Genomic DNA, 24865 nt, shown 5'->3' with positions numbered 1-24865 from the left:
GCAGCGGCGTGGTGCAGCGGGAACGGAGGTGGAGCAAGCGCTTCCCATGGTGGCATCGGGGCGGCGGACGCCGGCCGGCCGCCGGGCGGGCCGGTGAGGCGGCGGGCGGAAGGGGTGGTGCGCGGAGCGGCCTCGTTCGTTACCCTTGACTCAGTCAATGGTGAGGTGGTCGACGATGACAACCGAAGCACCCTCCCACGCCCGGTCCGGCAGCGCGCCGGACGACTCCGCCGCGGCGTCCGATCCCGCCGCCGACGTCCGTGAGCTGCGCAGGTTCAACCGCTTCTACACCAACCTGATCGGCGCGCTCGACTACGGGCGGCACCTCTACACCCCGTTCACCCTCACCGAGGCGCGGGTGCTCTACGAACTCGCCCACCAGGAGCGGGTGGACGCGGCGGATCTGCGGGCCTCGCTGTCCCTGGACGCCGGGTATCTCAGCCGGCTGCTCGGCAAGTTCGAGGACCGGGAGCTGATCAGCCGCGGCAGGTCCGAGCAGGACCCGCGCCGCCAGCGGATCACCCTCACCGGGGACGGCCGGGAGGCGGCGGGGCTGCTGGAGGAGCGCTCCCAGGAGGCGGCGGGCTCCCTGCTCCGGCACCTTCCGGCGGCGGACCGGGCCCGCCTGACGGACGCGATGCGGACCATCCGTGTCCTGCTCGGTGACGACCCCGCGGGCACCGGCGAGGCACCGGCGGCCTCCTCCCCCACCGTCACCCTGCGCACCGCCCGCCCCGGTGACCTCGGCTGGATGGTCGAGCGGAACGCCGCGCTCTACGCCGCCGAGTACGGCTTCGACCTGAGCTACGAGGCGCTGGTCGCCCGGATCGTCGCGGAGTACGCCGAGGCGTTCGACCCGCGGTGGGACCGCACCTGGATCGCGGAGCTGGACAGGACGGGGGTCCCCCCTGGCGCGGAGCCTGCCGGAGCTCTCCGGGAGAGGGCCGGTGCGGTGATGTGCGTACGGGACGGCCGGCCGGGTGTGGCCCGGTTGCGGCTGCTGCTGGTGGAGCCGTCCGCGCGGGGCCATGGCGTCGGGCGGCAACTCGTCGACGCGTGTGTCGATTTCGCGCGGGACGCCGGGTACGAGGAGATGGTGCTGTGGACGAATTCCGTCCTCGGCGCGGCCCGCCGGATCTACCAGCGGGCCGGTTTCGAGCTGGTCTCACAGACGCCGCACCACAGCTTCGGGCAGGACCTGGTGGGCCAGGACTGGCGGCTGTCGCTGCGCGGTGCGGGCACGTAGGGACGACCACGGAGGAGAGGAGCGCGGCATGACCGGAACGGACGGCACGCAGGGCACGGGAGACGGCGGCGGTCCGGGCGGCGGCACCCCGGCCGGCGCCCCGGGCCGGGCGGCGGCGCCCCCCTTGCGCCTGGCGTTCTCCACGCTCGGGGTGCCGGGCATGCCGGTCGCCGACGTGGCGCGGCTGGCCGCCGGGGCCGGCTATCAGGGGGTGGAGCTGCGGGCCCATCCGGAGGAGCCGGTGCATCCGCTGATCGGGGCGCGGGAGCGGGCCGCGGTGCGCGCGGAATTCGCGGCGGCCGGGGTGGAGATCCTGGCCGTCGCCGGGTACGCCCGGGTCGCGGCCGAGCGGGACACGGCGGGCGAGGCGGAGCTGGCGCAGGAGCTGTCCGAGCTGGTGCTGCTCGCCGCGGACCTGGGGGCGCCGTATGTGCGGGTGTTCCCCGGCGGCGGGGAGCGGCCGGCGGAGGGGGCGGACGCGGATGCCGCCCGGCGGCTCGCCGCGGTGGCGCCGCTCGCGGCCGAGCGGGGCGTCCGGGTGCTGCTGGAGACCCATGACTCGCACGGCACGGGCGCGGCCGCCGCGCGGGTGCTGGGCCTGGTCGGGCACCGCAGCGTCGGCGCGCTGTGGGACGTGCTGCACACCTGGCGCGGTGGTGAGCGGCCCGTCGACACCCGGGCGGCACTCGCTCCGTATCTGGGCTATGTGCAGGTCAAGGACGTGGTGTCGGCGGCGGATCCGCGTCCGGTGCCGCTCGGGGCGGGCGCCCTGCCGCTGGCGTCCGCGCTGGCCGCGCTCGGGCCGGAGCCGGCTGCGGCGCACGGTCCGGTGCCCGCGCCGGAGGGCGGTTACGGCCTGGGCGCGGGCGGCTGGCTGTGCTGGGAGTACGAGAAGCGCTGGTTCCCGGAGGCGCCCGAGCTGCCCGGATTGCTGGCCGCGGGCCGGGACCATCTGCGGCGGCTGCTCGACGGGGTGGCGGCCGGGGCCGCGGCGGGCGACGCCGCCGGCGGGTCTCCCGCGGTCCCTCCCACACCGCCGGCCGGCGTGCAAGAGGAGGGCGGCACCCCCGACCGGAGTGATTGACCGACAATAGTTTTCCGGCTATCCGTGTCTCCTTGGAAGTTTCCTTCAACGAGTCCTGTACCAGGTCGAGGAAGCCCTCCGGAAGGAGCGCGGATGCACTCCAGACGTACCGTTCTGACCACCGCGGCCGGTGCCGTCGCCGCCTGCGCGGCGGGTGCCGGGCCCGCCGTGGCGGCGCCCGTCACCGGGCGCCGGCCCGCCCCCGATGCCGCCGCCCGGGACCGGCTGCGCCGCCTGATCGCCCGGATGACCCCGGAGGAGAAGGTCGGTCAGCTGTTCGTGATGCGGGTCTACGGCCACTCGGCGACCGACCCCGACCCGGCCGACGTCGCCGCCAACCAGAAGGAGATCGGGGTCGCCAACGCGGCGGAGCTGATCGCGAAGTACCACGTCGGCGGCATCATCTACTTCGGCTGGGCGCACAACACCCGTGAGCCGCACCAGATCGCCGAGCTGTCCAACGGCATCCAGAAGGCCGCGGCCGCCCAGCGCGTGCCCGTACCGGTGCTGATCTCCACGGACCAGGAGCACGGCATAGTGGCCCGGGTCGGCGCGCCCGCGACACTGTTCCCCGGCGCGATGGCGCTCGGCGCCGGCGGCTCCCGCGACGACGCCCGTACGGCGGGCCGGATCGCCGGGCAGGAGCTGGCCGCCATGGGCATCCGGCAGGACTACGCGCCGGACGCGGACGTGAACGTCAACCCGGCCAACCCGGTCATCGGGGTGCGGTCCTTCGGCGCCGATCCGCAGGCGGTGGCCCGTATGGTCGGTGGGCAGGTGAGGGGCTATCAGGACGGCGGGGTGGCCGCCTGCGCCAAGCACTTCCCCGGCCACGGCGACACCGATACCGACAGCCATGTGGGGCTGCCGTACATCCACCACACCGCCGAGGAGTGGGAGCGGCTGGACGCGCCGCCGTTCAAGGCCGCGATCGCCGCGGGGATCGATTCGATCATGACGGCGCACATCGTCGTGCCGGCGTTCGACGCGAGCGAGGACCCGGCGACGCTGTCCCGGCCGATCCTCACCGGTCTGCTGCGCGAACGCCTGGGCTACGACGGGGTGGTGGTGACGGACTCACTGGGCATGGAGGGCGTACGGAAGAAGTACGGCGACGCCCGGGTGCCGGTCCTCGCGCTGAAGGCCGGCGTGGACCAGCTGCTGAACCCGCCGGACCTGTCGCTGGCGCACGGCGCCGTCCTGACGGCGCTGAAGGACGGGGACCTGTCCGAGCGCGACCTCGACGCGAAGCTGCTGCGGATCCTGCTGCTGAAGGAACGGCGGGGGCTGTTCGACGACCCGTACACCAGCCGGGGCGAGGTGGACCGGGTCGTCGGGACCCGGGGCCATCTGGCGACCGCGGACCGGATCGCGGACCGTACGACCACGCTGCTGCGCAACGACGGCGGAGTGCTGCCGCTGTCCCGCCGGCGGGAGCGGCGGGTGCTGGTGGTGGGCGTCGACGCGGCCGCGCCGTCGGGCACCGGCGGCCCGCCGACCACGGTCCTGGCGCGGGCCCTGGACGAGCTGGGCTTCACGGCCACCGCGCGGTCCACGGGCCTGTCGCCGACGTCCGCGCAGATCGACGCGGCGGTGGCGGCGCTGGGCGAGCGGGACGCGGTGGTGGTGGCCACGTACAACGTGACGGCCATCTCGCCGCAGCGGAAGCTGGTCGAGGCACTGCTGGCCACCGGGAAGCCGGTGGTGCAGCTGGCGGTGCGCAATCCGTACGACATCGCGCAGCTGGACGGCGTCAAGGCGGCGCTGGCGAGCTATTCGTGGACGGACGTGGAGCTGCGGGCGGCGGCCCGGGTGATCGCCGGGCGGCGGGATCCGGTGGGCCGGCTGCCGGTGGCGATAATGCGCGCCGACGTCCCGGACAAGGCGCTGTACCAGATCGGGCACGGCCTGTCGTACTGAGCCGGTGCGGGTGCGGCGCGCTCCCCGTGGTCGCGGGGAGCGCGCCGGCCCGTCGGTCGGCCGGTTGGCCCGTCAGGGGCGGAGCATCGGCATCCGGCGGTTCTCCTGCTTGTCCAGCTTCTTGTTGTCCGGGGCCAGCGGGGCGGGGGTGGTGCCCGCGGGCGCCGGGACGCCGGCCCAGGCGAGGAGTTCGGCGGTGGCCTTGGTGCGGTCGGCGTCCTTCAGCTTGGCGATGTTGGAGCCGTGGTTGCCGCCGGGGACGGTGAAGACGTACGAGTCACGGGAGCCCTTGCCCACCTCGAAGTGCTCCGAACTCCACGGGTCGTACTGGCCGTTGACGAACATCATCTGCCGGGCGTGGTGGCGCACCCAGCGGTCGACGTCGGGCATCGCGCGCCTGTCGAAGCGCATCGGGATGTCCTTCGGCACGAAGGTGCGGGAGTTGTTGATGCCCGGGTACTTCAGCAGACCGGCCAGGTTCGGGTAGCCGTAACCGGGCTCGCCGAGCTGGGTGCCCGCCTGGTAGTAGTACGGCAGGTAGGGCTCCATGCCCTGGTCGGTGTAGCTGTCGAAGCCGCCGACCTTGTCCATCCACTTCCACAGTTCGTCCGTGGAGGCGGTGGGCTTGGGAATCTCGGCGCAGGCGGTCTCGGCGGGCTGGTACTGCCAGAACCCGAACACCAGGTCGGTGACCATGACTTCGTAGGCCCGGTCGGCGCTGCCGGTGTTCGTGAAGGTCTGCTTCTCCTGGTCGGCCCAGTCCTGGAAGCGCTTGACCATCTCGCCGCGGCGCAGCAGGGCCTCCCGCTCGATGGCGGCGAGGTCGGCGCGGCACTGCGGGGTGCCGACGTGCTGGAAGAACCGGTCGTAGGCGGAGTCCTCGTCGTTGTTGACGTCGTTGGGCGCGACGTAGGCGACGGTGCCGTTCATGTCGTGCGGGAAGAAGCGGCGGTAGTAGGTGGCGGTCATGCCGCCCTTGCTGCCGCCGGTGTCGATCCAGTTCTTGCCGTAGATGCGGTGCAGCGCCCGGAAGATGCGGTGCTGGTCGGTGGCGGCCTGCCGGATGTCGAGCTTCTTCCAGTCGGTGGGCGTGGGCCGCGACGGGGTGAAGTACCGGTATTCCAGGGAGACCTGGTTGCCGTCGATGATCTTCGTGGGTTCGCTGCGGGACGGTGTGGTGCTGACGTTGTAGCCGGAGGTGAAGAACACCGTCGGGCGGTCCACGGACTTGTGCAGCACGGTCAGCCGCTGCTGGAAGGTCCCCCTGGACGGGTGCTCGTGGTCGATCGGCTGGGTGTAGTTCAGGACGAAGTACCGGTAGCCGTCGACCGGCTTCTCCTCGACGAGGCTCATGCCCGGTATCGCGAGGATCCGGTCCTTGATGTCCTTGGTCGGCGGCTCGGCGGCGGTGGCCGCTCCCGCCTGGGCGCTGCCGGCTGTGGCCGTGCCTATGAGCACGGCGAGCGACAGCAGCCATCTGGTGGCCTTGCGCATGCACCCTCCCCTTGGGATTGCAAAGGTCGGGCTGAACCTATCTGCGCACCGGGGGCACCACCAGCCCCCGGGGGCCGTCCGGGGACCGGCGGCCGGGCGGCGGGGGCTCAGGGTGCGGGGCGGCGGCCGGGCCCGGGGCGCCGGCGTGACGGCGGCCGGGCCGCGTCGGGTCCGGCCGCCGCGTCCGGAGCCTCAGGCCACCAGCTCCTCCTCGCCCTCGCCGGTGAACGTGCGCCACAGCTCGGCGTAGCGGCCGTCGCGGGCGAGGAGTTGGGCGTGGCTGCCGTCCTCGGCGATCCGGCCGCGGTCGAGGACCACGACCCGGTCGGCGCGGGCGGCGGTGGTCAGGCGGTGCGCCACGACCAGGGTGGTGCGGCGGCCGACGAGGCGGTCGGTGGCCTGGTTGACGACGGCCTCGGTGGCGAGGTCGAGGGCGGCGGTGGCCTCGTCGAGCAACAGCACGTCCGGGTCGACGAGTTCGGCGCGGGCCAGCGCGAGCAGCTGGCGCTGGCCGGCGGAGAGGTTGCGGCCGCGTTCGGCGACCTCGTGGAGGTAGCCGCCCTCCAGGGTGGCGATCATGGCGTGCGCGCCGACGGCGCGGGCGGCGGCCTCGACCTCGGCGTCGGTGGCGTCGGGGCGGCCGTAGGCGATGGCGTCGCGGACCGTGCCGGCGAAGAGGTAGGGCTCCTGGGGGACGACGCCGAGGCGGCGGCGGTAGCCGGTCAGGTCCAGCTCGCGCAGGTCGGTGCCGTCGACGCGGACCGCGCCCGAGGTCGGGTCGTAGAACCGCGCGACCAGCTTGACCAGGGTGGACTTGCCGGCGCCGGTCTCGCCGACGAAGGCCACGGTCTGGCCCGCGGGGACGGTGAGGCTGACCCCGGCCAGCGCGGGGGTGTCCGCCGTGCCGTACCGGAAGTGGACGTCGTCGAAGGTGAGCTCGCCGCGCAGCGCGGGCACCTCCCGGGGGCGTTCGGCGGCGGGGGTGGAGGTCGGCTCGCGCAGCAGCTCCTGGATGCGGCCCAGCGAGACGGAAGCCTGCTGGTAGCCGTCGAAGACCTGGGAGAGCTGCTGGACGGGGGCGAAGAACAGGTCGATGTAGAGCAGATAGGCGACCAGCGCGCCGGCGGTCAGGGTGTTCGCACTCACCCGGTCGGCACCGACGATCAGCACCAGCGCCGCCGCGACGGACGACAGCAGCTGCACGAACGGGAAGTAGATCGATATCAGGAACTGGCCGTGGACCCGGGCCCGGCGGTAGGCGTCGCTGCGGGCGGCGAACCGCTCGGCGCCGCGGTGCTCCCGGCGGAACGCCTGGACGATCCGCAGGCCGGCGACGCTCTCCTGGAGGTCGGCGTTGACGGTGCTGATCCGCTCGCGGGCGAGTTCGTACGCCTTGACGCTCTGCTTGCGGAAGAAGTACGTGCCGATGACCAGGGGCGGGAGGGTGGCGAAGACGACCAGGGCCAGCTGGAGGTCGATGGCCAGCAGGGCGACGAGTATGCCGAAGAAGGTCAGCATCGAGACCAGGGCGGTGACCAGCCCGGTCTGCAGGAATGTCGACAAGGCGTCGATATCGGTGGTCATCCTGGTCATGATCTTGCCGGTCAACTCGCGCTCGTAGTAGTCGAGCCCGAGGCGCTGCAGCTGCGCGAAGATCTTCAGGCGCAGGGAGTACAGCACCCGCTCGCCGGTGCGGCCGGTCATGCGGTTGCCGCCGAACTGGGCGGCCCACTGGGCGAGGACCACGACGAGGGCGAGCACCGCGGCCGTCCACACGCCGGCCAGCACCCCGCGGCGGACGCCCTCGTCGATGCCCTGCCGGATCAGGACGGGCAGCAGCAGCCCGGCGACGGCGTCGACGGCGACCAGGGCCAGGGCGACGGCCAGCGGGGCGCCGAAGCCGTGCAGCAGCCGGCGCAGGCCGTAGGAGCGCTCGGGGCGGACGGCCCGGTCCTCGTCGATGTCCGGGGTGTCGGTGGCCGGCGGGAGCGCGGCGACCTGGTCGAGCAGGGTGGGGGTGGCCGGGAGGCCGGCGGTCGCGGCGGCCATGCCGGGGCCGGTGGCGGCCGCCGCGCGGGGCGCCACCCCGGCCGCGCCGGCCTCGGCGTCCTGTTCGCGGCGGACCCACAGCTCGGGGGTGATCTCGGGGGTGACGGTGTCGTCGGCCGGCTCGGCGGTCTCCGGCCCGGCGCCCTCCGGCCCGTCGGCGTCGGGTGCGTACGCGTACTCCAGCAGCCCGCTCGCCGCGAATTCGCCGTCGAAGGCGCCGGCCAGCTCGCCCGCCGGGTCCCGCTCGACGCCGCCCAGCTCCTCCGGGTCGGTCAGCAGCGCGCGGTAGAGCGGACATCGCTCCGCCAGCTCCTCCTGGGTGCCGACGTCGACCAGCCGCCCGCCGTCGAGGACGGCGACCCGGTCGGCGAGCGCCAGGGTGGAGGCGCGGTGCGCGATGAGCAGGGTGGTCCGGCCCGCCATGACGCCGCGCAGCGCCTCGTGGATCTCGTGCTCGACGCGGGCGTCGACGGCGGAGGTGGCGTCGTCGAGGACCAGCAGCCGGGGGTCGGTGAGGATCGCGCGGGCCAGGGCGATGCGCTGCCGCTGGCCGCCGGAGAGGGTCAGCCCCTGCTCGCCGACCTCGGTGTCGTAGCCGTCGGGGAGCTCGGAGATGAAGCCGTCGGCCTGCGCGGCGCGGGCCGCCGCGCGGATCTCGGCGTCGGTGGCACCCGGATTGCCGTAGGCGATGTTGTCGCGGATCGAGTCGGAGAACAGGAAGCTGTGCTCGGGGACCAGGCCGATGGCGGCGCGCAGCGAGGCGAGGGTGAGGTCGCGGACGTCGTGGCCGCCGACCAGGACGCGGCCGGCGGAGACGTCGTAGAAGCGGGGCAGCAGCAGCGAGACGGTGGATTTGCCGCTGCCGGACGTGCCGACCACGGCGACCGTCTCGCCGGGCTCGATGCGCAGGGAGAAGCCGTCGAGGACCGGGCGGGCGCCGTCGCCCGTGCCGTAGCCGAAGGTCACCTCGTCGAACTCGACGGTGGCGGGGGCGTCGGCGGGCAGCTCATGGGCGTCCGGCCGTTCGGTCAGGGCCGGTTCGGTGTCGATCAGCTCGTAGACCCGCTCGACGCCGGCCCGGGCCTGCTGGCCGACGGTCAGCATCATCGCGAGCATCCGGACCGGTCCGACCAGCTGCGCGAGGTAGGTGGAGAAGGCGACGAAGGTGCCGAGGGTGACCTGGCCGCGGGTGGCCATCCAGCCGCCGAGGGCCAGCATCGCGACCTGGCCGAGCGCGGGGACGGCCTGCAGGGCGGGGGTGTAGCGGGCGTTGAGGCGGACCGTGCGCAGCCGGCCGGCGAACAGCCGGCGGCCGGCCTCGCGGAGCTTGCCGGTCTCCTGCTCCTCCTGCCCGAAGCCCTTGACGACCCGGACACCGGAGACCGCGCCGTCCACGACCCCGGCGACCGCGGCCGCCTGGCCCTGGGCGTACCAGGTGGCGGGGAAGAGCCGGGCGCGGCTGCGCTTGGCGATGAACCACAGGGCGGGCGCGACGGCCAGCGCGATGACCGTGAGCAGCGGGGAGAGCACCGCCATCACGACCAGGGAGATCACGAAAAGCAGGACGCTCCCGATCATCATCGGGAGCATGAACAGCAGGCTCTGGATCAGCTGGAGGTCGCTGGTGGCGCGGCCGACGACCTGGCCGGTGCTCAGCTCGTCCTGACGGCGGCCGTCGAGCCGGGATATCGCGCCGTACATACGGGTGCGCAGGTCGTGCTGGAGGTCCAGGGCGAGGCGTCCGCCGTAGAAGCGGCGGAGGTAGGTGAGGACGTAGACGACCACGGCGGCGGCGATCAGCAGGCCCGCCCAGGGGCCGAGGGCCCGCCGGTGGCTGACGATGACGTCGTCGATGATCAGCTTCGGTACGAGCGGGACCAGCGCCATCACCGCCATCCCGGCCAGCGAGGACCCGAGGGCGAGCACCACGTCCTTGCGGTACTGCCAGCAGTCCCTGGTCAGCCGCCGTGCCCAGCCGGCCCCTGCCGTATCCGTGTCCGTCCCCGCCACCCGATGCCTCCCGCGCCTCGACGTCTACCGCAAGGCACCAACACCGCCCGGTATGAATTTCATCCCGCTGCAACAATCCGAACGGTTGCGGACCTGATCGTGCGCCGTGCGCAGCACGCCGTGCGCCGGCCGGCCCAGAGGGACCGGCCGGCGCAGGCCGCGCTCACGGGGAGCCGTGATCAGCAGGTGTGATCACGCAGGACGACCGGGTGAGGTGATCAGTTCACCCGCTGCACGGTCAGCTCCGAGATGCCCGGGTGCGGCCGGGGCTTCCCGTCGGCCGCCGGCGTGCGGTCGCCGTGCACCGTGACCCGGACGTACCGGACCGGGCCGTGGCCGGCCGAGCCGGCCCCCGTCCAGTGCGTGCCGTCCCGCGACACCTGGACGAGGAAGGACTTCGGACGGGCCGAGGTCCAGTGCGGAGTGATCTTCCCGATCCGGGTGGCCCGGCCGAGGTCGGCGGTGAGGGTGCCGTCCGCCGCGTTCGGCACCCAGCCCGTGGTGGCGTTGCCGTCCACCGCGCCGACCGCGTACATGCCGGGCTCCTCGGAGGTGGCTGTCGCCGGGGTGCAGCGGGCCGCGTTCGTGGTGGCGGCCAGGTCGGGCCGGCGGGTCTTGAGGACGGCCGGTACGCCGCGGCTGACGATCTGCTCGCCCTGGGGCGACTCGATCCGCATCGGCGCACCCGAGGTCAGCCGCACGGTGGTCTGGTGCGCGCCGACGGCGATGTCGTAGGTCCGTCCCTGCCAGTGCAGTCCGCGCAGGGTCACGCCGTCGGAGAGCTGCGGCGGCAGCAGCGGGTCGAGGTGCACCCGGTCCTCACGCAGCCGCAGCCCGGTCAGGCCGTTGGTGAAGGTCTGCAGGAAGCCGCCCTTACCGGTGAGGAAGTCCTGTGCGGGCCGCCCGGCGTGCGGGTCGTCGGCGCCGGCCTTGTTGCCGCGCGCCTCGGAGAACTGCGCGAACGGGCCGCGCACGAACGGCTTGATGGAGCGGAGCAGGTAGGTGTACGTGGAGCAGCCGGCCTCGCCGATGCCCGCCGCGTCGATGGCGTGCACCGAGTCGGTCATGGCCGGGCCGTCCGGGTCGGTGTGCGCGGCGTAGAAGTCCAGCGTGCGGGCCGCCCGGGCCTGCGACATCGGCCATTCCAGCGGGTACATCAGCAGCACGGTGTCGGCCTGCTTGATGGTGGTGCCCCGGTAGCCGGCGTACTGCTCGTAGACCTTCTTCTTCGCGTCGTAGGGGATGCGCAGCTTGTCGGCGATGGTGTTCCAGGAGGCCGGCGCCTGCTCTCCGAGGACGGCGGCGATCCGGGTGGCGTGGCGCAGGGCGGTGGCGGCGCCGGCGTTGGTGAAGACGCCGTCGTTGACGCCGTTGCTGTACTCGTCGGGCCCGGCGACGTTCTTGATCGAGTAGCTGCCGTCGGCGTTGTGGGTGGCCCGGGAGGCCCAGAACTGGGCGATGCCCTTCAGGACCGGCCAGCCGCGCGAGCGCAGCCAGGCGGTGTCCTTGGTGGCGAGGTAGTACTGCCAGGTGGCCAGGGAGATGTCGCCCATCAGGTGGTTCTGGGTCTTGCAGTGCGGCGGGTCCCAGCTGTGGCACTCGTTCCACAGGTCGCCCTTGCTGCCGCTGGTCCAGGCGTAGAACAGCCCGTCGTAGCCGAGCTTGCGGGCGTTCTCGCGGGCGCCGGCGCGGGTCTTGTAGCGGTAGTCGACGATCGACCTCGCGAGGTCGGGGTGGGTGGCGAGCAGGCCCGGGTACATCCAGGTCTCGGCGTCCCAGAAGATCTCACCGGCGTAGTTGTCGCTGGTCAGGCCGGTGGGGCCGATGCTGTTGCGGCTGCCGGCGCGGACGCTGGACAGCAGGCCGTACTGCGCCGAGCGGACCCAGGTCTGCAGATCACGCTGCCCCTTGACCTCGATGTCGCTGCGCCACAGCTGCCGCCAGGCGGCGGTGTGCCGGGCGAACAGCTCCTGCCAGCCGCGGCGGGCGGCCCGCCGGGAGGCGGCGTCGGCGGCGGCGCGCGGGTGGCGGGAGGTCAGCGCGGTGTCCACGCCGACGTACTTGGCCAGGTCGTACGAGCGGCCGCTGCGGACCGGGAAGGTCAGCTGCTGGCGGTTGCTGAGGGAGGCGGTCCGGCCAGCCTGCGGGGCCGTTCGGGGCGCGGTGGCGCGGACGCCGGGGCCAGGGCGCAGGGTGGAGGCCACCGCGCCCTCGGTGCGGGTGCCGTCCGTGCGGAAGCCGACGTCCATGGTCCCGCCGGCGGCGTCCTTGGAGGCGGAAGGTGCGCCGGAGGCCGTCATCCGGCGGGCGCCGCGGCCGTCGAGGGCGTCGGTGACGGTGGCGGCGCCGCTCCAGTGGGGCGTCATGCGCAGCCGTACCGCGCCGGTGTGCGCGTCGGTGCGGTCGGTGAGCACGTCGTAGACCAGGTCGGTGCGGCGGCCGTCGGCGGCCGTCCAGGTCAGCGAGGTGCGGACGAAGCCGCAGCGCAGCGAGAGGGACTGGCGGTAGTGCGAGATCCGGCCGGGCGCGGTGGCCGAGGAGAAGGTGTCGGGGTGGGCGCCGCCGGTGCCGACGTTCAGCGTGGTCCAGGTGGGGAGCGCGGCGATGGCCTGGCGGCCCTGGACGTCCTTGGGGCCCTTGGCGTACAGCCCGGAGACGAAGGAGCCGTCGTAGGCGGGCGTCTTCAGGGGCCAGCCGGTCTGGCCGCCGGGGGCCGCGTAGCCGGTGCCGTTGGGCGGTACGCGCTGGCCGAGGTAGCCGTTGCCGACGAAGGCGTGGTAGCTGTCCGCCGGGTCGATCTTGTCGGAGGTGGCGGTCCAGCCGTCGCCGTCGTGGCCGGTCAGGCAGGGGCCGTGCGGGCCGGCGGGCGGTTCCGGCGGCGGCCCCCCGGACGGGGCGGCGGCCGAGGCGGAGACCGGTGCGAGGACCGCGACCAGGGCGGCCGCGAGGAGCGGCGCGACGGTCTTGCGGGAGCGGCGGGCGGTGCGGCCGGGAGGTGGCCCGGCCGGGTCCCGGGAGGGCAGGGGGGTGGGGTGACGTGTCGAATCTTCCATGGTTCTCCGTCATCCATGAAGAGCCCGTGCCGCGGGTCCGCGCCACGGGCACCACGTGAACATCATCAGGCCCCCGCCATGTCGGCACCCTAAGCCGAGTCCCCCGTTCGGGTCACGGCCCTCTCAGGACGAATTGCCGCCAAAGGACGCCCATCCACCGCCCCGCCGCCCGCCAAAGCTCGCCGATTGGTCAAAAGGGCCCCAGGTGCGGCTACACTTTTAGACTGACCAGTCAGATCAAATGGGGAGGGGTTGTGAACACCACCCGCAAGGGGGCGGCGGTCCACGCCACGGGGATAGGAGTGCGGGGTCCACGCGGCTGGGCCTTCCGGGGCGTCGACATCACCGCCGAGCCGGGCTCACTGATCGCCGTCGAGGGCCCTTCGGGCTCCGGGCGCACCTGCCTGCTGCTCGCCCTGACCGGCCGGATGCGGATCTCCGAGGGCTCCGCCACGGTCGCCGGCTTCCCGCTGCCGAAGCGGATGGGTACGGTCCGCGGCCGTACCGCTCTCGCCCACGTCCCGGGCGTCGCCGACCTGGAACCGGCGCTCACCGTCGGCGAACACCTCAAGGAACAGGCCCTGTTGGGCCGCCGTCTCGCCAACTCCCCGGCACTGCCCTGGGGCAGGCGCCACAAGGAGGTCACCCGGGCCCGGATCGACGCCGCGCTGGCGGTCGCCGGACTCGACCCCGACACCCTCCCCAAGGGCCTGCGGACCTGTGTCCGTGACCTGGAACGGCTGGAGGCGCTGCGGCTGTCGATCGCGCTCGCGGTCATGCAGGACCCGCATCTGCTCGCCGTCGACGACGTCGACCTCAAGCTGTCCCCGGCCGAACGCGACCTGGCCTGGCAGCTGTTGCGGGACCTCGCGCTGGCCGGCATCACCGTGGTGGCGGCCGGCAGCGACGCCCCGGCGGACGCGCTGATCGTCCGCACCACGGCCGCGGCCACCGCACGGCCCGCGGCCCCCGCCCCGGACCAGGACGGCCCCAAGACCACCCCCCACACCACCGAGGAGGAAGCGGCGCATGCGTTCGCCGAAGCTGGCCGCGCTTGAGCTCAGGCGTTTCGGCCGGGGGAAGCTGCCCCGGATCGGGCTGGTCACCCTGATGCTGATCCCCCTGCTCTACGGGGCGCTGTACCTCTGCTCCTTCTGGGACCCCTACGCCCGCCTGGACAAGATCCCGGTGGCGCTGGTCAACGACGACCGGGGTGCCACCGCCGGCGGCAAGAAGATCACCGCCGGCGACGAACTGGCCAAGAACGTCAAGGACAGCAAGACCTTCGACTGGGAGGAGGTCAGCTCCGAGGACGCCGCCAAGGGCGTCGAGGACGGTACGTACTACCTCTCCCTGACCGTCCCGGCGGACTTCAGCAAGCGGATCGCCTCCAGCTCCGGTGACGACCCGCAGACCGGCGCCCTCCAGGTCCGGACGAACGACGCCAACAACTACGTCGTCGGCTCGATCTCCAAAACCGTCTTCTCCGAGATCCGCGCGAAGACCTCGGCGTCCTCGTCGCGGGCCATGCTCGACAAGATCTTCGTGTCGTTCTCGGACCTGCACGACCAGACCGCCAAGGCCGCCGACGGCGCCGGGAAGGTCGACGACGGGGTCGGCACGGCCAAGGAGAAGACCGGCGAACTGGCCGACGGGCTCGGCAAGCTGGACGACGGCTCGGGCCAGCTGCACGACAAGGCCGGCCAGCTCAGCCAGGGCGCCGGAGCCGTCGACAAGGGCGCCAAGAGCGTCAGCAAGGGCGCGGCGGGCGCCAGCGCCAAGGCCGAGGAGCTGAGCCAGGGCGCCGGCCGGGTCGCGGACGGCACCCAGCAGCTCGCCGACAAGGTCTCGGGCATCGCCCGCAAGGACCTGCCGTTCCTGCGGGAGCACGGCGCGGAGATCGGTGAGAAGGCGCAGATCGTCGCCGACCTCAGCCAGAAGCTCGACGCCGACCTCAGCAAGCTCCCCGGGGACTCGGCCAAGGCCGCCGAGCAGGCCCGTACGAACGCCGACAACGCCGCCGACCTGTACCGGGAGCGCTGCGGCGGGCTCGTCTCCACCGACACCGACTGCGCCAAGCTCAAGGCCCTGGCGACCGGCACCGCCGCCGCGGCCGACCTGGCGGAGAAGGTCAACGGCACCATCGCCCGCACCGACTTCGCCCAGTGGCACCAGAAGCTGCGCGAGCTGCACCGGGCCGCGGTACTGGTCGCCCAGCAGGCACCGGGCATCGCCGACCGGGCCGACACCGCCGTCCGCCAGATCAACGCGCTCAACACCGGGGCCCACAAGGTCTCCCAGGGCGCGGCCCTGTTCGCCGACAAGCTCGGTGAGCTCGCCGACGGGGCGGGCAAGGTCGCCGACGGCACCGGCAAGGTCGCCGACGGCAACCGCCGGCTGACCGACGGCGCGGGCCAGCTGCACGACAAGCTGGGCACCGCCGCGGACGGCGCCGAGAAGCTCACCGGCGGGCTGTTCAAGCTCAAGGACGGCACCAACGAGCTGGCCGACGGGCTGCACAGCGGCGTCAGCAAGATCCCCGACTACGACAAGAAGGACCGCGACGCCCGTACCGAGGTCATGTCCGACCCGGTCGCGCTGGCCGCCAAGTCGCTGCACAAGGCGCCCAATTACGGCACCGGCCTCGCGCCGTACTTCATCCCGCTGTCCCTCTGGGTCGGCGCGATGGTCGCGTTCATGCTGCTGCAGCCGCTGGGCAAGCGCGCGCTGGCCGCGGGCGCCCCCGGCTGGCGGATCGCGCTCGGCTCCTGGCTGCCGGCCTTCGCCATCGGCGTCGTCCAGGTGCTGGCCCTGATGGCCGTGCTCCACTGGGGCCTCGGCCTTCAGATGGCCCGCTCGGCCGCCACCATCGGCTTCCTGGTGCTGGCCACGGCCGCGTTCACCGCCATCATCCAGCTGCTGAGCGCCTTCTTCGGCCCGGCCGGCCGGGTGCTCACCCTGGTCGTGCTGATGCTCCAGCTGACCTCGGCGGGCGGCACCTACCCGGTGCAGACCAGCCCCGGCTTCTTCGCCGCCCTGCACCCGTTCCTGCCGATGAGCTACGTCGTCGACGGGCTGCGCCGGCTGATCACCGGCGGCGACCTCGCCGTCGTACGGCAGGGCAGCGTGGTCCTCGCGGCCTTCACCCTCGGGGCCCTGGCCCTCACCGCCCTCGCGGCGCGCAGCCGCCAGGTCGTACGGATGAAGGACCTGCACCCGGAGCTCAGCCTCTAGGAATCGGTCCTTCGACCGCCGGGTGCGGTGCCGGTCCTCCGGCACCGCACCCGCGCGTTTCGGGCCTCGCGGCCGCGCGTCAGGCCGGCAGGTGCGTCGGCGCGAACATCCGCAGCCGGGCCGGCAGCACGACGACCGAGGGGCCCGGGGCGGCGAGCGCCGCGGCCAGGTCCGCACCCAGCCTCCCGGGGTCGGTACGGACCGCGGGGACGCCGAACGACTCGGCCAGGGCGACGAAGTCCGGGCGGCTGAGTTCGGTGCCGGTGGCCGCGCCGAAGGCGTCCGTCATGTACTCGCGCAGGATGCCGTAGCCGCCGTCGTCGACGATCAGCCAGGTCACCGGCAGGCCGTACTGGTGCGCGGTGGCCAGCTCGGCGATCGAGTACATGGCGCCGCCGTCCCCCGACACCGCCAGGACCGGCCGCTCCGGATCGCTGACGGCCACCCCCAGCGCCGCCGGGAAGCCGTAGCCCAGACCGCCGGCGCCCTGCGCGGAATGCAGCACGTTGGTGCGCCGCGGATCGAAGGCGGACCAGGCCCAGTAGGCCAGGATCGTCATGTCCCAGCAGCTGACCGCGTCTTCGGGCAGCGCCTCCCGTACGGCGGCCAGCACCCGCTGCTCCAGGTCGAGGTCCTGGGCGGCGAGCCGGTCCCGCACCCGGGCGAGCACACCGGCCACCGCGGCCTCCGGCGACCCGGCCGCCCCGGGCGCGGGCAGCCCGGCGGCCTCCGCGCCGGCCGTCTCCTCGACCAGCGCGGCCAGCGCCTGCCGGGCGTCCGCGTGGATGCCCAGCGCGGCGTGGTTGGACTCCAGCTTCCCGAGGTCCGCCTCGATCTGGACGACCCGGCCGCGCGGCCGGAACGTGTGGTAGTTCGAGGAGAGTTCGCCCAGTCCCGACCCGACGACCAGCAGGGTGTCGGCGTCCTCCAGGAAGTCGGTGGTGTGCCGGTCCTCCAGCCAGGACCCCAGGGAGAGCGGGTGCTCCCACGGGAAGGCGCCCTTACCGCCGAAGGTCGTGGCCACCGGCGCCCGCAGCCGCTCGGCCAGCGCCAGCAGCTCCGCCTCGGCCCCGGCCCGTACGACCCCGCCGCCGGCCAGTATCACCGGGCGGCGGGCCCCGGTCAGCCGCCCGGCGGCCGCACGGATCAGCTCCGGCCGGGGCGCGGGGACCCGCGGGGCCACGGCGAGCGCGCCCACCGGCGGCACGTCGACCGGCGCCAGCAGCACGTCCTGCGGGATCTCCAGCCAGACGGGACCGTGCGGCACGCTCAGCGCCGACTCCCAGGCGGCGGCCACCGCCGACGGGATCTGCGAGGCGGTACGGACGGTGTGGACCGACTTGACCACATCGCGGAACGCGGCGCTCTGATCGGTGAGTTCATGCAGATAGCCGTGCCGGCCGCCGCCGATCCCGGCCAGCGGGACCTGGCTGCCGATCGCCAGCACGGCGGCGGAGCCGGCCGCCGCCTCCTGCAGCGCGGGCAGCGTCATCAGCGCCCCGGGCCCGGTGGAGACCAGCAGCGGCGCGACCCCGTGCGTCGCCCGCGCGTAGGCGTCGGCGGCGAAGCCCGCATTGTTCTCCACCCGGAGCCCCACGTACCGCAGCGCGGACCGGCGCAGCGCGTCGAACACCCCGAGCGCGTGCTGGCCCGGCAGCCCGAAGACGGTACGCGCACCGAGCGCGGCCAGCGACTCGACGACCAGGTCGCCGCCGGTGCGCAGGGGGTCCGTCGGCGAGGGGGCGGCTGCGGGTTCCGGTGTGGTGGTGCTCATCGGCGGGTGACTCTCCGTCTGTTCCGGGGTGGGTCGTCTGGGGGGTGGGGGCCGTCGGGGGTTCGTCCCGTGGCGCGGTGTCCGGTCAAGCGTCGGACGGACTGGCCTGCAGCCGGGCCCGCCACACCGCGAGCACCGCCGCGTCCGTGGGCCGGGTGGCCAGGCTGACCGCCACGTAGGCCGCGAGGGAGGCGAGCAGGCCGTAGTAGACGGGTTCGTCGGCGAGGATGCCGTAGCCCGCCATCAGGCCGATGACCGCGAGGCCGCCGGCCGTCACCGAGGCCAGCGCGCCCTGCACCGTGCCGCGCTTCCACAGCAGCCCGCCGAGGATCGGGACCAGGAGCCCGCCGACGAGCAGGTTGTACGCCACCGTCAGGGCCTCGACGACGTCGTTCAGCGCGAGGGCCGTGCCGATCACCGCGAGGCCCATGAGGAGGATGAAGAGGCGGTTGCCCTTGACCTCGTCGTGCTCCTCGCCGGAGGGCCGCACGACTCCCCGCAGCCGCGACCAGATGTCGTTGTTGGCCACGGTCGCGCAGGCGATCAGCGCACCGGACGACGTCGACATCACGGCGGCCAGCGCGGCCGCGAGCACCAACCCCCGTACACCGACCGGGAGTTCATCCTTCACGATGGTCGCGAAGGCGTCGTCCGGGCTGCCCAGCTTCGGGTACAGCACCTTGGCCGCCGTACCGATGACGGCACCGGCGAGGGCGTACGCGAGACAGTACGTACCCGAGACGGTGCCGCCCCACTTCGCCGTCCGGTCGCTGCGGGCCGTGAAGACACGCTGCCAGATGTCCTGCCCGATGAGCATGCCGAACGTGTAGATCAGTACGTAGGTGAAGATCGTCTCGCCGCCGATGCCCAGCGGGTCGAAGTACGAGGCCGGGAGCTTGGCCTTCATCTCGGCGAAGCCGCCCGCCTTGACCACCGCGATGGGCAGGAGCAGGAGCAGCACGCCGATCGTCTTGACCACGAACTGCACCATGTCGGTGAGCGTGATCGACCACATGCCGCCGAGCGTCGAGTACGCGACCACGATCGAACCGCCGAGGATGATCGCGACGGTCCGGTTCAGATCGAAGAGGACGTCGAAGATCGTGGCGTACGCGAGGGTCGAGGTGACCGCGAGCATCAGCGTGTACGCCCACATGACCACGCCGGAGATGACGCCCGCCCGGCCGCCGTAGCGCAGGTCCAGCATCTCGGAGACGGTGTAGACCTTCAGACGGGCGATCCGCGCGGAGAAGAAGACCGACAGGGCGAGCAGTCCGAGGCCGATGGTGAGGACCATCCAGGCACCGGAGAGGCCGTACTTGTAGCCGAGGCCGACGCCGCCGATGGTGGACGCGCCGCCGAGGACGATCGCGGCCATGGTGCCGGAGTACATCGCGGGCCCGAGGCGGCGCCCCGCGACCAGGAAGTCGCTCTTCGACTTGGCGCGGCGCATGCCCCACCAGCCCATGGCCAGCATTCCGGCCAGATAGAGCACGATCACCGCATAGTCGACAGCCATGGGCCATCCCTTCCAGCTGCGCCGAGGGGAGAGGGGTCGGGGGGTGTGGCAAGAGGGAGCGGGGGAGAGGCGGGCGCGCAACGGGGGGAGTGCGGCCCGCCTCACGAGGACTCGTCCGCGAGGACTCGCCTCGAAGGCTCGTCGTCCCGCGGACTCGTCTCGGGGGTTGACCCTAGGAGGCGGCGCGGCGACGCTGAAGTGTACGTTTCCTCCATTCATCGGCCGCCCCTGTGGAGGGTTCGCACATGCCGCCTCCTGTTCCGCCTCCGTCGGCCCAGGCGCCGCAACCGCCGTCCGGCCCCCCGTCGACCACCGCGCCGTCGACACCGCCGGTGCCGCTGGCCGCGCTCCTCGCGCGGGCGGACCTCGGGCTGCGCCAGCTCGCGGGGCCACGGGAGGGCGTCACCCTCCACTGGGTGCACACCTCCGAGATGGCCGACCCGGTGCCGTACCTCCTGGGCGGCGAGCTGCTGCTGACGGCGGGCGTGCACCTGGCGGAGGTGACCGCGGGGGCCGCGGGCGAGGACGCGGACGCGGCCCTGGCCTCGTACCTCGACGGGTACGCGGCCCGCACGGTCGCGGCCGGCGCGGCCGCGCTCGGCTTCGGGATCGCGCCGGTGCACGAGGCGGTGCCGCCCGCGCTGGTGGAGGCCTGCGACCGGCACGGCCTGCCACTGGTGGAGGTGCCGGCCGCCACCCCGTTCACGGCCGTGGAGAGCGCCGTGTGGCAGGCCGTCACCACGGCCCGCCACCGGGAGCTGAGCCGGATCGGCGAGGCGCAGCGGGCGCTGGCCGCGGCCGCCGCCCGGCCGGATCCGGCGCGCGCCGTGCTGCGCGCGCTGGCCCGCCATGTCCACGGCTGGACGGCGCTGCTCGGCCCGGACGGCACGGAACACGGCTCCGCCGGGGCCCGGCCCACCGACCGGGTACGGGCCGCGGCCGAACGGCTCGCCCAGGTCGTCGCGGGCGGCGCGGTCGGAGGCAGTGCCGTCGGGGGCGGCGTCCTCGGCGGCGGCGAGGCTGCCGGACCCGGGGGCAGAGAGGCCGGGGGCGGGGTGCGGGCCGCGGGTGGCACCGGGGGCGGGGTGCGAGGCGCGGCCGGTGGGCCGTCCTCCGCCACGGACACGCTGCCGGGGACCCAGCTGTCCGCGTACGCCCTGACGGGGCGCGCCGCCGGGCGGGAGGCGTGCGCGCTGGTGGTCGCCGCGGACCCGGACGATCCGCCCGCACACACCATCGCGGGCGTCGCCGCGGTCCTGCTGTCGCTGATCACCGGCCCGGCCGCGGCCCGTGGCGCGGCCGACACCGGGCACTGTGCCGCCCTGGCCCACCTGCTCCTGGGTGCCCGGCCGGCCGACGTCGGCCCGCTGCTCGGCGCTCCCCTCTGGACCGTGGTGCACGCCGAGCGCCGCGGAGGAGCCGCCGCCCCGGAGGCGGACGCGGCCGCACTGGCCGCCGCGCTGGGCACCGCCCTCGTGGCGCCGGAACCGGCGCGGGAGCCGGCGCGGGAGCCGGCGCGGGAGCCGGCGCGGGAGCCGGCGTCGGAACCGGCGCGACGGCTCCGGGCCCTGGTCCCGGCCGACCGGGAGATCGGCGCACAGCCCGGCTGGACCCTCGGCGTCAGCACCCCGGCCCCGGTCGAAGAGCTGCCCGCCGCCGACCGGCACGCCGCCACCGCGCTGCGCCGCGCCCTCGCCCACCGCACCGCCCTCGTCCGCCGCCCCTCCCCCGACCGGCCCGGACTCACCGCCCTCGTGGACCCCGACGACGCCCACCGGCACGCCCAGGCCCTGCTCGCACCCCTCGCCACCTCCCCCGCCCTCGTCACCACGCTGCACACCTGGCTCTCCCTGCACGGCAGTTGGGACCGGACGGCGAGCGCGCTGGGCATCCACCGCAACACCGTCCGCCAGCGCATCGCCCGTACCGCCACGCTCCTCGACACCGACCTGGACGACACCGACACCCGCATGGAGCTGTGGTTCGCCCTGCGCTGCCTCGACCGCGCCGGCCCGGAGGCTTCGGACGCCGGCCGTCCGGGGCCGTCGGTGACAGCGTTGTGACAGTCAACTCCTTGATGTGACAAGGGAGTCCAGGACTAGACTTCGCGCCACGTTGTCCTACATCTGTCGACGAGCGTGGGGAACGGGGGCCACAGATGGCCGGAGACGGACTACAGGCGGACATCCCGGCACTGAAGTCAGGGGGACGGGACTTCACCAACGTCGGACAGCGTTACCAGTCCGCCGTGGAGAAGCTCAAGAACACCCTGACCGGCCTGGAGGGCCAGGACACCCCGCCGTGGGGTGATGACGACATCGGCGAGAAGTTCGGCGTCGTCTACGAGGGCCTGCGCGACGGCATGTACGAGTCGATGGGCCATCTCGCCGCCAAGCTCCAGGAGATCGGCGGCGCGCTGAACACCATGGCCGACAACCACCAGGCCGATGAGGACTTCAACGACTCGCTGATGAAGCAGCACGTCGCCAACGCCGAGGCACAGAGCCAGCTGATCAGCAATTTCAAGGCGCCCCAGACCTGAGGGCGCGGACCTCCGCTCCCTCCCGTTCCGCCGGCTCCTTCACTGCACGCGCCGTCATCGCTCGACCGCTTCCACGTACGGGGGATTGCCGCCATGTCGCTCATGCTGCCGGACTGGCTGGAGTGGGTCCTCGAAATGCTCGGCTTCGACTGGCCGACGGGTGACGAGGACAAGATGAACGAGTCCGCCAGCGCCTGGCGGGAGTTCGCCAACGCCGTCGAGCAGTTACAGTCCGAGGGCGTCACCGCCGCCGGCAACGTCCTCTCGGCGAACTCCGGCGACAGCATCGACGGCTTCAGCAAGACCTGGGAGAAGTTCTCCGGCAACGGCTCGGGCTACCTCGACGACGCGCGCACGGCGGCCGAGCTGATCGCCTTCGCGATGGACGCGGGGGCGGTGGTGATCGTCGGGATGAAAGTCGCGGTGATCGCCCAATTGGCGATCCTCGCTGCGGAAATCATCGCGGCACAAGCGGCGGCGCCCTTCACGCTGGGCCTGTCGGAGATCGGCGCGGCGGGCGCCACACAAGCGACCAGATTGATCGTCCGGCGCATCCTCAAGGAAGCGCGGGAGGCACTCGTCGAGGCGATCATGGAGACGGTCAAGGAGCCCGCCGTCTCCGCGCTGGAGGCCATGATCTCCGACGCCATCGCCCAGGGCATGAACATGAACTTCGGGGCCCAGCAGGGCTTCGACGTCGGCCGCAGCCTCAAGACGGGCGCGGACGCGGGCATCGACGCGGCCAAGAACTCCGGCCAGACCTTCACCGAGGCACTGCGCGACGGCGCCGGCGCCCGCGCGGGCCACCACGCCCGCGGCGGCCTGGACCACGCCGCCGGACGCGGCGGGGACCATGACGGCGGTGGCGGTGAACACGGAAGCGGAGACGGCGGGACCGACGGGAGCAGCGGGAACAGCGGCAGCGGGTCGGGGTCGTCGTCGAACGAGTCGGCTGGCTCGGGGCACGGGTCCGGGTCCGGGTCGGATTCCGGGTCCGGGTCCGGTACGGGTTCGAGTACTGGTTCAGGGGCGGGAAGCGGATCCGGTTCCGGCTCGGGGTCGGGGTCGGGAAGCGGCTCCGGCGGCGCCAACTCCACTGGTGGAGGCGGGAATTCAGGACCGTCGCACAGCGACACGGGCCGCGGAGCCGACTCCGGATCGGGCTCGGGGTCGGATGCCGGCTCGGGGACGGGCTCCGGGTCCAGGCCCCATCCGGATTCCGGGTCCGGGTCCGGCAGCGGCCCGTCCACGACACCCGACAGCTCCGGACGCCCGGACGGCGAGCACCCGGCCCCCCGGGCCCAGCCACTACCGCCCCCGGACCAACGCACCGCCTTCGACGAGGGCTACACGGGCGGCAACAACCACAATCCGTACGGAAGTTCCCCGACGCCGGCGCCGGACAGCGGCCCGGCACCGGGCACCGGCCACACCCCGGACGCGGGCCCGACCCCGGGTCCCGGCCACACCCCGGACTCCGGCGCCGTAGGCACCCACCCCACCCCGGACTCCGGCGCCGTAGGCACCCACCCGACCCCGGACTCCGGCTCGGTGGGCACCCATCCCACCCCCGACACCACTCCGGACGCGGCCCGCCCGCACCCCGGCCCGGACCCGGTCGGTACGCAGCCCACTCCCGGCCCATCCCCTCACCCGGACGCGGCAACGGCCCACGACTCAGGACCAGCGCCGCACTCCGCACCCACACCGGCGCCCGACTCCGGGCCGCCGTCCAGCCCCGGCCCGGCCCCGGACCACGGGTCCCCAGGGCACCCGGCCGCCGCCTCCCACGACGCCACCTCCGCCTCCACCCCCCAACCCACGCCCGCCCCCTCCCCCCACTACAGCGACGGCGGCGGCAGCCCCTCGCACGACGGAGACGGCACCAACTCCAATACGAGCGGCGGCGGACGTCCGACCACACCGCACGTCAGCGTGCCCTCGCAGGGCGGGGGCGCGGCGGTGCCGCACGCCCCGGCAGCCGGACCGTCGCCCACCGGTCACCGCGACCCCGCCCCCGGCGACCCCATGCCGCACGCCCGTGACGACGACACCACCGTCACCACCCAGTCCGCCGACACCCTGACCGCCCCGCCGCCCACCCCGGCGGCCGATGCCGGCGGTCACTCGCCCACCCCGCCCCAGCAGTCACCGCAGGGCGGCCCGCAGTCGCCGGGCCCGGTGGTCGGCATGCCCACCACCATGCCCCCGCAGACCGGCCCGGCGGCCCCGAACGCGGCACCGCACACCACCACGCCAAGCGGTACCGGCCAGGCGACACCGAACACCGCACCCCCGCGCGGCTCCAACCCTCCGGGCACGCCCGGGACCACCCCGCCCAACCGCCGCCCCGACGGCACCCAGCCGGTCCACGACATCACCCAGCAGCGCCGTCCGGACCGCCCTGCCCACGACCCCCGCCTCGACGGGCCGCGCCGCCCGGACGACCCGCGTACGCCCGCCGGCGGGCGCCCCGACCCGCGTCAGCAGCGCCCGGTCCCGACCCAGCCGCGCCCCGACCCGACCCGCCCGGACACCACCAGGCCCGGCACCACCCGGCCCGACACCACGCGCCCGGACCCGACCCGCCCGGACCCCCGGCGCCCCGAGCCGCAGCCGACCCGTACCGACCCGCCCCCGACGACCCCTGACCACCCGAACGACCGCAACGGCCCCCACACCCCGAACGCCGACCAAAACCCGAACGGCCACGACGGGCCCGGCACCGAGCACCCCGGCAACACCCCCCAGCACGAGCCCCACCACGAGCCCCACGACGATTCCCACAACGCCCCCCACGACGATCCCCCCGCCGCCTCCGACACCCGTAACCGCGAGCGCCCCGGCGGACTGGACGGCCCCACCGACGAGCACCAGCAGCACGTCGAGAACGCCATCCCCAAGGACGACAACGGCGACCCGCAACCCCACCCCGACCCC

The 24865-nt window shown here is 73.9% G+C and carries 13 protein-coding genes; 8 read left to right on the top strand and 5 right to left on the bottom strand.

Features of this window, described 5'->3' with window-relative positions:
• Window positions 1-175 precede the first annotated feature (175 nt).
• The 3 genes from IG62_RS0119820 (at window position 176) to IG62_RS0119810 (ending at window position 4250) form a co-directional block, all read left to right on the top strand.
• Window positions 176-1246: a bifunctional helix-turn-helix transcriptional regulator/GNAT family N-acetyltransferase gene (locus IG62_RS0119820; RefSeq protein ID WP_078872098.1), complete on the top strand. Its 1071-nt coding sequence runs from the start codon at window positions 176-178 to the stop codon at window positions 1244-1246.
• Between the two features lie 160 nt (window positions 1247-1406).
• Window positions 1407-2330, top strand: a complete 924-nt coding sequence (locus IG62_RS0119815) for a sugar phosphate isomerase/epimerase family protein (protein ID WP_199812500.1) — start codon at window positions 1407-1409, stop codon at window positions 2328-2330.
• A gap of 93 nt (window positions 2331-2423) precedes the next feature.
• Window positions 2424-4250 carry a glycoside hydrolase family 3 protein gene (locus IG62_RS0119810; RefSeq protein WP_030804569.1) on the top strand — a complete coding sequence of 609 codons (1827 nt, stop codon included), beginning with the start codon at window positions 2424-2426 and terminating at the stop codon, window positions 4248-4250.
• 72 nt (window positions 4251-4322) lie between these two features.
• Here IG62_RS0119810 and IG62_RS0119805 read toward each other — a convergent pair whose 3' ends face one another.
• The 3 genes from IG62_RS0119805 to IG62_RS0119795 form a co-directional block, all read right to left on the bottom strand.
• On the bottom strand, window positions 4323-5744 hold the full coding sequence (locus IG62_RS0119805) for a S28 family serine protease (protein WP_030804567.1): 1422 nt from the start codon (window positions 5742-5744) through the stop codon (window positions 4323-4325).
• Between the two features lie 192 nt (window positions 5745-5936).
• Window positions 5937-9803 carry an ABC transporter ATP-binding protein gene (locus IG62_RS0119800; protein ID WP_030804563.1) on the bottom strand — a complete coding sequence of 1289 codons (3867 nt, stop codon included), beginning with the start codon at window positions 9801-9803 and terminating at the stop codon, window positions 5937-5939.
• 218 nt (window positions 9804-10021) lie between these two features.
• Window positions 10022-12856, bottom strand: coding sequence for a discoidin domain-containing protein (locus IG62_RS0119795; RefSeq protein WP_030804561.1), 2835 nt, complete (start codon window positions 12854-12856; stop codon window positions 10022-10024).
• Between the two features lie 254 nt (window positions 12857-13110).
• Between IG62_RS0119795 and IG62_RS0119790 the strand changes: the two genes are divergently transcribed.
• Window positions 13111-13914, top strand: coding sequence for an ATP-binding cassette domain-containing protein (locus tag IG62_RS0119790; protein WP_030804558.1), 804 nt, complete (start codon window positions 13111-13113; stop codon window positions 13912-13914).
• Window positions 13886-16090, top strand: a complete 2205-nt coding sequence (locus tag IG62_RS0119785; protein ID WP_030804555.1) for a YhgE/Pip domain-containing protein — start codon at window positions 13886-13888, stop codon at window positions 16088-16090. Before IG62_RS0119790 ends, IG62_RS0119785 begins: the two co-directional genes overlap by 29 nt.
• Window positions 16091-16169: 79 nt before the next feature.
• On the opposite strand, the gene IG62_RS0119780 is transcribed toward IG62_RS0119785, so the two are convergent.
• Both IG62_RS0119780 and IG62_RS0119775 read right to left on the bottom strand, forming a co-directional pair.
• Window positions 16170-17864, bottom strand: a complete 1695-nt coding sequence (locus IG62_RS0119780) for a thiamine pyrophosphate-binding protein (RefSeq protein WP_030804552.1) — start codon at window positions 17862-17864, stop codon at window positions 16170-16172.
• An 85-nt stretch (window positions 17865-17949) separates the two neighbouring features.
• Complete coding sequence (locus tag IG62_RS0119775) at window positions 17950-19383, bottom strand: sodium:solute symporter (RefSeq protein ID WP_030804549.1); 1434 nt, start codon at window positions 19381-19383, stop codon at window positions 17950-17952.
• A gap of 245 nt (window positions 19384-19628) precedes the next feature.
• Between IG62_RS0119775 and IG62_RS42040 the strand changes: the two genes are divergently transcribed.
• From IG62_RS42040 to IG62_RS47295, 3 genes are all read left to right on the top strand, one after another.
• Window positions 19629-21446, top strand: a complete 1818-nt coding sequence (locus IG62_RS42040; RefSeq protein WP_078872096.1) for a PucR family transcriptional regulator — start codon at window positions 19629-19631, stop codon at window positions 21444-21446.
• A gap of 95 nt (window positions 21447-21541) precedes the next feature.
• Window positions 21542-21925, top strand: coding sequence for a WXG100 family type VII secretion target (locus IG62_RS0119760; RefSeq protein ID WP_030804544.1), 384 nt, complete (start codon window positions 21542-21544; stop codon window positions 21923-21925).
• A 93-nt stretch (window positions 21926-22018) separates the two neighbouring features.
• On the top strand, window positions 22019-24865 hold a 2847-nt coding region (locus IG62_RS47295), incomplete at its 3' end, for a hypothetical protein (RefSeq protein ID WP_158795063.1).

The sequence above is a fragment of the Streptomyces sp. NRRL S-337 genome (genome assembly GCF_000720175.1).
GTDB classification, from domain to species: Bacteria; Actinomycetota; Actinomycetes; order Streptomycetales; family Streptomycetaceae; genus Streptomyces; species Streptomyces siderophoricus.
The sequence above is the reverse complement of the archived record's forward strand: the minus strand, read 5'-3'. Positions and strand labels throughout refer to the sequence as shown.